Below are 9,310 nucleotides of genomic sequence, written 5' to 3' on the forward strand. Positions count from 1 at the left end.
CTACCTTTCTCCCAGACGCTGCTCGAGCTCCACGGCCATGGAGTCCAGAAGGGCGGCGTCCTCCTGGAAGAAGCCCTTGGACACCTTCAGCACCCCGCGGTAGAAGCGCGTCTCCAGAAGCAGCAGGGCCAGCTCCTGGAACCTGTCGAACCACGACAGGATGTGGTCGGCCAGAAACGCCCGGGAGAGGCGCACCTGGCGCAGGGCCTCGGCATCGTCGCCGGCCTTAAGCGCCGCCGCGATGCGGTCGGAGACGACCACGAGGAACTCGCACATGAACGACAGATGGTCGTGGGGGAAGTCGTAGCCCTCGGCCTTGGCCACGTGGTTGGCCTTGTACAGCTGGAACACCTCGTGGTAGGCGTCCTGGAACATGAGCCCCTCGTCGCTCGTGTGCACGCTCTCGTAGGGCACCGCGTAGCGGCCCTTCCACGACGAGGTGCCGGCGAACGCGCTCGTGAAGTCCACGGCCAGCTCCTGGCGGGTGCCGGAATTGCGCTTGCGCAGGTAACGGCTCATGTCGTTCAGCCCATCGGCGAACAGCTCGTTCACATCGGCGTACTCCGACCAGTCGGTCTCGGCGATGTTCTCGATCTGCTCGGCGGAAAGCGGGCGGAAGTAGATGGCCGCCAGCATATCGTAGAAGGCAGCCCGCCCCCGGCAGGCCGCGATCATCTCCTCGGTGATATCGGCATCGGGCGCCTGCCCGTCCCTCAACTGCTCCTCCATCGATCCCTCTCCTCACGTCGTCGGTTGCTCCCATTATAGCTGCAGCGCAAAGACGCCGTCCTCGCCCGGCCCGGCTGCGCCCGAGACGCGCAAGGGCGATCAAGGGCGGCGTCTTTGCCCTGCACGGAGGGCTGCAGATCGCGGCTGCGGCACCTGTCCGCGTCCCGAGGGGCCCCGGCCGCCGGGTCGGGAGGGAGCGGCGGCCGGGAAGCCCGGGAAAGTGAGGGGCGCCCGCAGGCTGGGCGCGGCGCGCCCCTCGCGCGGTAGGCGGGCTACTGCTTCTCGTAGCGGGTGACCTCCACGGGCTCATCCTGCCACTTGGCGGTCTTCTCAGAGAGGATGTAGACCGTCGTGGGGGAAAGGCTCGCGGGATCCCACAGATAGTGCGCGTTCTCGCCGGCGGCGGCAACGGCCTTGGAGGCCGCGCTCTCCGGGTCGTCCAGATCGCCGAAGACGCGGGCGCCGCAGCAGCAGTTGTGGACGCAGGCCGGCTCCCAGTTCTCGTCGTTGCGACGCTGATAGCACAGCGTGCACTTCTCGATGGTATTGGTCTTCGGGTCCATGTGGCGCACACCGTAGGGGCAGCCCTTAAGGCAGCTCTCGCAGCCGATGCAGTCCTCGGTGTTCACGAGCACCACGCCGGTCTCCTCGTCGCGGTAGGAGGCGCCGGTGGGGCACACCTCGATGCAGCCGGGGTTCTCGCACTGCTGGCACTGCATGGGCAGCCAGTACATCTCGATGTCCGGGAAGGTGCCCACAGGCCCCACGGCGGACACGTGGTTGCGCACCACGCCCAGGCCCATCTGGTTCTCGTGCTTGCAGGCGGCCACGCAGGAGTCGCAGCCCGAGCAGCGGTCCAAATCGATGACAAGCGTATTTTTCATTAGAACACATCCTTCGTCTGGGCTTCAGCGAGCATTTCGGCAGTCGGCATGAAGGGCTCGAACTCCTCGGCCTCCACCCAGATGTTCTCCGGGCGGGTGGACTTCTCGATCTTCACCGTGAAGCCGCGGTTGGTGTAGGAGCCGTAGACCTCGTTGAAGGGGGCGTCGTTCTTGGTGAGCACGTTCACGTTGCACTCGCGCCAACCGCCGGTGGGGTTGGCCTGGGAGGCGTCGTAGCACTCGGGGTTCCAGAAGCGCTCCATCCACACGGTCTTGGGGTGGACGCCCTCGGTCAGGTAGGCACGGGCGTGCACCTCGCCGCGGCGGCTCGTCACCTTCACCCAGTCCATGTGCTCGATGCCCAGCTCCTTGGCGCTGGCCGGGTTGATGCGGATCTCGGCGCAGGGGAACAGCTCGCGACTGAACGGCGCATGGCGCATGGTGCCGTGGTGGAAGTAGGGCACGCGTCCGCTCGTCAGCACGAAGGGGTACTCGGCGTCGTAGCCCGGCATGCCCTCGTACGGGCTCTCCACCGGTTCGATGGGCACGCAGATGGGGCTGTAGTCCTCGCAGGCCTCCTGGGGCTCGGGATAGCAGAACGGATACCCGTTGCGCGCCAGCTTCAGCAGGATCTGGCAGTAGGTCTCCACCTTGCGCGACTCGGTGCCGAAGCCCGCGGGCAGCCCGTCGTCGGCGATCTCCTCATGCTGGTTGTACTTCCAGTAGTCGGGGGTGACGTGCGGCACGTACTCGTCCACATTGGCCTGCAGCGTCTCCCAGTCGGGGGCGCCGAGCGTGTCGGCCACGCCCTGCTTGACGGCGGCCTCGGTGGGGCTGCCCAGGTAGGCCGTGCCCTCGCCGAGCTCCAGGCCGCCGGGAATGTGGCCGCCCCACAGCTCGCGGCACTTCTCCACCACCTGGGCGGCCGGGATGGAGTGGGACACGGTCTCGCCGATGTGCACGCACTCGTTCTGCAGCCACTGGGTATCCAGCTGGCTCATGTTCACCATGGGCTCCTCCAGCCACTCGCGCAGCGGGAAGACCAAGTCGCACGCCTCGATGTGGAAGGAGGTGAGGTGCGGGTACTGGCCGATGATGTAGTCCACCTCGGGGAACACGTCATACCAGGACTTCGCGTTGCCGAGCATGGCCAGCTTGTTGCCGGACATGTCGAACCACACGCGGGGCTTGTAGGGCTCGCCGGTGGCGATGGCGTTGCGCACCGTGGGAATGTGGGAGTGGCACCAGGCGTAGAGGCCCTTGTGGTCCTTCATGCCCAGGCGGTCCTGCAGCAGCTTGTTCAGGGTCTTCTGGGAATCGGGCATGACCTTGCCCAGCTCCTTGATGCGCGCCTCGTTCTCGGCGTCGGACATGCCGATGACCGCGCCCACGCCGTACATATCGGAGAACATGCCGTCGAAGCCGTTGTTGTAGGTGAGCGGGCGCGTCGGCGCGGCAACCTCGCCGGTGGGGCCGAACACACCGGAGGCCTTCTTGGTCATGGTAACGCCGGGCTTGTTGATGCGGCCCATGATGGAGTCCAGGCCCATGCAGCCCAGCGGCACCTGGGAGGCCGACTCGGTCATGTCGGAGGCCACGCCGTTGGCGATGCCGCCGTTGTTCTCCACGTACAGCTTGATGGCCGCCTCGATCTTGTCGGCCTGGAGCCAGCACTCCTCGGCGGTCTTCTCGAGCGTCCAGGGCTCGGCCTCCTCCTTGTAGATCTGGCCGGCCGTCTTGTACTGCTTACCGTTGAACTCGCCGGCCCAGAAGACCTCCGGATCCACCGTCGCGTCGGCCGGAGCGGAGTACTCGAAGGGAGCCACGGCGTTCGTCTTCAGATCGAAGCACACATAGGCCGGGGTGTTCTCGGGCGTGGTCTGCTGGAAGTCGGGGAACAGCTCCTGGGCCTTCACCGGCAGCTTGGTATCCGGGTCGATGAGGAAGGGTAGGTTGGTCCAGTACTTCGTGAACTCCTCGTCGTAGAGCTTGTTCTCGAAGATGTAGCGGAACCACGAGAGCAGCAGCTTCGTATCGGTGCCGGGACGCACGGGCAGCCACACGTCGGCCTTCACGGCGTCGGGCGAGAAGTTCGGGTCCACGACTACGGTCTTCACGCCGGCGGCGCGAAGCTCCGCCATGCCGCGGCCCGACTCGGCCGTCTCGGACACCGAGGGCTGGGCGCCCCAGATGACAACGACCTCGGTCTTGTTGTCAGTTACCTTGAAGATCTCCTGCACGGCGTTGTCGGCAATGGACTGGTCGTCGCCGCCGTAGAAGAGCTTCGACATGGACCAGCGGGGCAGGTAGCACTGGGCGCAGCCCGGCTCGAACACCGTGGGGCTGCCGAAGGCCATGGGCAGTGTCATGGCCTCCATAAACGAGTAGGACCCGCCGCCGCCCACGCTGGCGAAGAAAGCGTAGTTGCCGTACTGGTCGATGGCCTCCTTGATGTGGGTGGCCGCCTCGGTGATGGCCTCATCCCAGGAGATGACCTCCCATTTGTTCTCGCCGCGCTCGCCGGCTCGGCGCAGCGGGTGCAGGATGCGGCGGGGGCTGTACATGGTGTGCAGCTGGTTCAGGCCCTTGATGCAGAGCGAGCCGCGCGAGACCGGAGCCTCGGGATCGCCCTCGAGCTTCACCACCACGCCGTCTTTCATGTAGGCGATAGCCGGGCACATCTGAATGCAGCCGTGGCAGCTCGTGCGAACGCGCGTGAGCCCCTCGGTGCTCGATACCGCATCGCCGGTGCCGGCGAGCCCCTCCTCGGGGGCCGCGTCCTGCATGCAGCCGGCCATGGAGGCGCCCACAGCCGCCGCCGCGCCCGCCAGCGCGGACACCTTGACGAAGCTGCGCCGTGTCAAACTGGTCTTTGACATAGAATTTCCTCTCCTCTTACGTTGCTTGCTATGCTTGTCCGTCTACCTTTAGTTCTTCCAGAAACTCCCTTCCCTCCTCGGTCAACGTCCAACCATCTTTCCAAACCAGAGCGCCTGCGCGCTCGAGCTTGTCCACGAAAACTGAGGGCTGCATCGTCTCCGCGCGCCCGTCGATGACGGTCTGCAGCGCGGGACGCCCGTCCAGAAATACTTCTATGTCGCGGTAGGGCCGCGCCTGGCCGGCCACGTATTCCAAAAGCTCGCGGTAAGTGTCCGCCCGGCCGGGATCCAGGCCCAGCAGATCCACCAGGCGCGCCTGGGGTCGGTTGTACTCCACGAAGTAGGCGCCCGCCTCGGTGGTCTTGAAGGAGATGGCGGCCACCAGGTCGTCCACCTCGTCTTCGGTGAGGCCCTCCTTCTGCACCGCGGTCACGGGCTCGCCGGCTTCGTCGCGCTCGACAAGCTCCAAGCCGTGAGCCTTCACGAGCGAGGTGAGCAGGTAGTACTGGTTCTGCGTGGCCAGATTGAACTGGGGCAGGGCCGCGATGAAGTCCTCGGCCTCGCGCAGCGGGCGCTCCGTCTCGCAGAAGGCGAGCGTCTTGTAGAGGATCTCGCGGTTCAGGGGATGCCGCATTACCGTGCGGTTCAGCGCCGCGAGCTTCTCCTCGAAGGTGAGCTCGGCGGCGCAGGGCAGATCCTCGGCGCTCATGGAGCGGTCGTCGACGGGCGTCTCCTCGGCATCGGAGGACTCGTCGAAGCCTCCGGAAACTGCCAACGTCTCGGATTCAAATCGAACATCAGTCATAGCATGCGCGCATCGAATGATGCGCCCCTCCCCTCTTTATGCGATTCTCCTCACCGCGCCGCCCCGCAGCCTCCGCAATCCCGCGGAACGCTCCCCCGAGGCGGCCCTCATCATGGCCCCCACTATAGGCGCAGAAGTCCCGGCAAGGCCACCCGCAGACTGTCTGAAATTGCCGAATTCGCTGTGAAATTCCTCACGCAACATGGGTGAGTGACATTGTTGATCAGGGAAAACTCACCGCACATTTTAAAGTGCAGATAAGAGGAGGGCAGCTGTACGCGCGCCGCCCTCCCTCGTTACCGCCTAACGCCCCACCAGATACACTTTATCCGGCGGGATGCGAACCCACAGCTCGTCGCCCACCTCGGGCAGCGCCTGCTCCGGCTCGCGCTTGCTCACGCGCCAGAACAGGTGCTGGTGCAGATAGCTCATCTCGTTGTCGTCGAAGCTCACGGCCGCGTCTTTCGGATCGCGGTCGAGGAAGGCCAAAAGCACCGTGCGCTCGAAGCGCGAGTCGCTCGTGCGGTCCACCCGCATGCGGTAGCAGTTCTCCCCCGGCCCCTCCACGCGTTCTAGATAGAAGGCGCGCACGCCGAGGCACGCCACGTCGGCCGCCACCTCCTGCGCGCAGCGCACGTCCACCCCCCAGCGGGGCGCGTGCACGCAATGGGAGCCCGTGCGCACAACCGGCACGGCGTTCTTGCAGCCCGACAGCTTCAGGCCCGCCACCGACTGGGGGCGGTTCACCAGATCGTCCCCTGAGCCCATCTCCACGATATGCCCCGCCTCCACCACCGCGATGCGGTCGCAAAAGCGCAGCGACTCGTCGATATCGTGGCTCACATAGAGGATCGTCCCCTCGTAGGCATCGAACAGGCTCACGAGATTCTGCTCGAGCACGCCTTTCAGATGGGCGTCCAGGGCGCTGAAGGGCTCGTCCAGCATGAGGATGCCGGGCCGGGCCGCCAGCATGCGCGCCAGCGCCACGCGCTGCTGCTGTCCGCCCGAGAGCTGCGCCGGATAGCGTTGGCCGAAGCCGCGCAGGCCGAAGCGTTCCAGTTCCTCGGAGATGACCCGCGCCCGCTCTTCTTTTCCCACCTCGCGCCCGATGCCGGCGCCGATATTGTCGGCCACGGTGAGGTTCGGGAAGAGCATGTAGTTCTGGAACAGCAGCGCCGTCTTGCGCTGCTGTGGCGTGAGGTTCACCCCTGCTGCCGAGTCGAAGAACACCCGGTCGTTCACGACGATGCGCCCCTCATCGGGGGTCTCGATGCCGGCGATGCAGCGCAGGGTGAGGCTCTTGCCGCACCCCGAAGCTCCGAGAAAGCCCAAGGTCTCGTCTCCGGCCTCGAAGGCCACATCCAGCGTGAACGAGCCGTAGCTCTTGCGAATGTTCACCGTAAGGCTCATCGCGCGCCCCCTTCCACGCCCCGCGCCGTATCTTCCAAGCGCTCGACGGCTCCCCCGCCGCAGGCCGGACCGGCTGCCGTCACTTCCGTCACGCGAGCCACGCCGCGCCTCCGCCCCCGACCGCCGCGGCGCCCCTCGCGCGGGGGCTTCGGCGAGCGTCCGTCGGACGGCGCCTTTTCGCGGTAGCGCGTCGTGTGGCGGCTCCACAAGTTGATGAACAGGATGACCATGAAGCTGAACACCATGAGCACGATAGTCCAGAACCACGTGGCCGCCTGGTTGCCGTTCATCCACTCGAAGTAGATGGCGATGGGGATGGTGCGCGTGCTGCCCAGCTGGTTGCCCGCCAGAAACAGCGTGCAGCCGAACTCGCCCAGAGCACGGGCGAAGGCGAGTACCGTGCCCGAGGCAATGGACGACCACGCCAGGGGCAGCATAAGCCGCACGAAGATGCGCCCGTCGGACCACCCGAGTGTGCGAGCGGCATCCAACATGTTCGGGTCCAGGCTCTCGAAGGCGCCGCGCGCGCTGCGGTACATGAGCGGAAAGGCCACCACCACGGCGGCGATCACCGTAGCCTGCCAGCTGAAGGCCAAAGGGAACCCCACATCCTGGAAGAAGCGGCCGAAGGCGGTGTTACGGCCCAAGAGCATGAGCAGCAGAAAGCCGCATACCGTGGGCGGCAGCACCATGGGAATGGTGAAGATGGTGTCGAAGATGTCCTGGGCGCGCTTGGAGAGGCGCAGGGTGAAGTACGCCGCCGCAAGCCCCAGGAAGAACACGAACACGATGGCCACGCCGCAGGTCTTGAGCGTCACCCACAAAGGCGAGTAATCCATGTTAGCCAGGAAGTCCGCTAACTGCTCCAAGGGGCCGCCCGCGCTCGCGATGACGGCATCATCGGCGGCCACGAGCATGCACGAGTCCATCTGGGCCGGTCGCACCTCCGCCTTCACGTCGAAGGCATCGTCGGGCCCGGCGATCACCACATAGTAGTAGCCCTCCTTCAGCTCGCGCCCGAACCCGAAGGTTGCCTCTCCCACCTCATAGGTCGTCTCGCTCGTGAAGTGCCACGTCTCCTGACGAGCCAGAGCCACGTTGCCCTTGGAAAGGCCCTCGTCCAAAGGCTCCAGATAGTCCTTCAGCAGCTGCTGGGCCTCGGCATCCGCAAGATCGATGTCGAACCGCTCGCACCACGGCTGCGGCACGTAGACCACCGCGTAGTCCGCCGTATTCACCGCGACCAGCATATCGGGCCCGTCGAGCCGATAGGTGTAGCCGTAGTACACCTCATCGATGGCGCGATTCGAGCCCACTTGGGAACGCTGGAAGCCCTCCACAGCATAGGCCGCGCCCTCAATGCGGGCCGCGTCGCCATCGGCCGAGACGTCCACCTCCGATGTCTCGTCGGCCCATGCCGTCGTCGCGCCGAACACGCACGTGCACGCCACGGCCACGGCGAGCAAGCAGCGTCGCAGCATATCGCTCCTCCTCCACCGGCGCCGGGTTCGGCCCGGGCGCCCTGAAACGTCTCCTCGGGCAGCGCGGTTCCGCCGCACGCCCTCCTCACATGGCGAACGGGGCGCTTCGGCCCCGTTCGCACTCGCAATGCTATTGTCTCACAAAAGAGGCTACTCCGTCGCCATGTCGAAGCCCCACTCCTGCCAGATCTTGGCGCAGTCCTCATCGGTCATGCACCACTCCAGGAAAGCCCGGGCTGCCTCGGCGTGCTCGCTCTGGGCCGTGACAGCGCCCGGATAGGTGATGGCCTTATGGGTGTCGTCCGGCACCACCGAGCAGATGGTCACGCCGCCCATGCGGTACACGTCCGAGGTGTACACCATGGCCAAATCCACATCGCCCGTCTCGGCGTACTTGCACACGTCGCCCACCTTGCCGCCGAGGGTCACCTTGTCCTTCAGCGCATCGGAGAACTCGCCGCCCTTGCCGGTCGCATCGGCCCCGGTCGCGCCGTCGGGCTCAATGTAGGCGCCCACGGTGCTGAGGGCCTGGCAGGCGTAGTTGCCGGCCGGCACGTTCTCATCGCCCACGGAAAGCGTGTAGGTGCCGGCGGCCACGTCCTCCAGCGTCACGTCGGTGTCGGCCAACTCGCCGCCCTCCTTGGTCACGAACACGAGCTGGTTGGTGAACATGGTGTTGCGCGTGGCCTCGTCCACATAGCCGGCCTCAACGGCATCGTCCATGGTGCCCTTGGAGGCCGTGATGAGGATGTCAGCGTACTGACCGGCGCCGAGCATCTCGTTCAGCGTGCCTGAAGCCTCGTACTGGGTGTCGCCGAAGGTGACGTTGGGGTTCTGCTGGGTATAGAGCTCCTGGGCCTCGACCATGGCCTTCGTCAGCGAATTGGCAGCGAAGATCTGCAGGGTCACCGCCTCGCCGGCCGGCTCGCCCGCAGGCCCGGCCCCCTGCGTCTTCGCGGCCGACGACCCCCCGCCCGCTCCGGCATCAGACGCGCTGCCGTTCTCCTGCGCGCCGTCGCCGCCGGCACAGCCGCCGAGGCCAAGGGCAGCCACCATCATCGTCGCCGACAGGGCGGCAAACATCCTCCGGGTCATTTTCCTCATGGCTCCTCCGATACATTT

Annotated in this window: 7 protein-coding genes; all 7 read right to left on the reverse strand. The window is 66.0% G+C overall.

Annotated features, from left to right (window positions below; translation table 11 throughout):
* The 7 genes from C811_RS08410 to modA all read right to left on the reverse strand — a co-directional run bounded on the left by C811_RS08410 (window position 1) and on the right by modA (window position 9,283).
* Window positions 1–729: a TorD/DmsD family molecular chaperone gene (locus C811_RS08410; protein WP_016309133.1), complete on the reverse strand. Its 729-nt coding sequence runs from the start codon at window positions 727–729 to the stop codon at window positions 1–3.
* Between the two features lie 272 nt (window positions 730–1,001).
* The gene (locus C811_RS08415; protein ID WP_016309134.1) at window positions 1,002–1,613 is read right to left on the reverse strand and encodes a 4Fe-4S dicluster domain-containing protein; all 612 of its coding nucleotides are present in this window, start codon (window positions 1,611–1,613) and stop codon (window positions 1,002–1,004) included.
* On the reverse strand, window positions 1,613–4,492 hold the full coding sequence (locus tag C811_RS08420; RefSeq protein WP_016309135.1) for a molybdopterin-containing oxidoreductase family protein: 2,880 nt from the start codon (window positions 4,490–4,492) through the stop codon (window positions 1,613–1,615). The genes C811_RS08415 and C811_RS08420 overlap by 1 nt, the downstream gene beginning before the upstream one ends.
* Window positions 4,493–4,520: 28 nt before the next feature.
* Entirely contained in the window at window positions 4,521–5,297 is a 777-nt protein-coding gene (locus C811_RS08425; RefSeq protein ID WP_016309136.1) for a hypothetical protein, read from the reverse strand.
* Between the two features lie 303 nt (window positions 5,298–5,600).
* A complete protein-coding gene (locus C811_RS08430) occupies window positions 5,601–6,707 on the reverse strand; it encodes a sulfate/molybdate ABC transporter ATP-binding protein (protein ID WP_016309137.1) in 1,107 nt (368 codons plus the stop codon).
* Window positions 6,704–8,188, reverse strand: coding sequence for a molybdate ABC transporter permease subunit (modB, locus tag C811_RS0103200; protein WP_016309138.1), 1,485 nt, complete (start codon window positions 8,186–8,188; stop codon window positions 6,704–6,706). The genes C811_RS08430 and modB overlap by 4 nt, the downstream gene beginning before the upstream one ends.
* A gap of 150 nt (window positions 8,189–8,338) precedes the next feature.
* Complete coding sequence (gene modA / locus C811_RS08435; protein ID WP_244874317.1) at window positions 8,339–9,283, reverse strand: molybdate ABC transporter substrate-binding protein; 945 nt, start codon at window positions 9,281–9,283, stop codon at window positions 8,339–8,341.
* Between the last annotated feature and the right edge of the window lie 27 nt (window positions 9,284–9,310).

The organism is Adlercreutzia caecimuris B7 (assembly GCF_000403355.2).
Taxonomy (GTDB): Bacteria; Actinomycetota; Coriobacteriia; order Coriobacteriales; family Eggerthellaceae; genus Adlercreutzia; species Adlercreutzia caecimuris.

Bases quoted from the DNA above. Each gene is read 5' to 3' on its own strand.
- C811_RS08410 (WP_016309133.1), bottom strand. From the start codon at position 729: ATGGAGGAGCAGTTGAGGGACGGGCAGGCGCCCGATGCCGATATCACC.
- C811_RS08420 (WP_016309135.1), bottom strand. From the start codon at position 4,492: ATGTCAAAGACCAGTTTGACACGGCGCAGCTTCGTCAAGGTGTCCGCG.
- C811_RS08425 (WP_016309136.1), bottom strand. From the start codon at position 5,297: ATGACTGATGTTCGATTTGAATCCGAGACGTTGGCAGTTTCCGGAGGC.
- C811_RS08415 (WP_016309134.1), bottom strand. From the start codon at position 1,613: ATGAAAAATACGCTTGTCATCGATTTGGACCGCTGCTCGGGCTGCGAC.
- C811_RS08430 (WP_016309137.1), bottom strand. From the start codon at position 6,707: ATGAGCCTTACGGTGAACATTCGCAAGAGCTACGGCTCGTTCACGCTG.
- modA (WP_244874317.1), bottom strand. From the start codon at position 9,283: ATGACCCGGAGGATGTTTGCCGCCCTGTCGGCGACGATGATGGTGGCT.
- modB (WP_016309138.1), bottom strand. From the start codon at position 8,188: ATGCTGCGACGCTGCTTGCTCGCCGTGGCCGTGGCGTGCACGTGCGTG.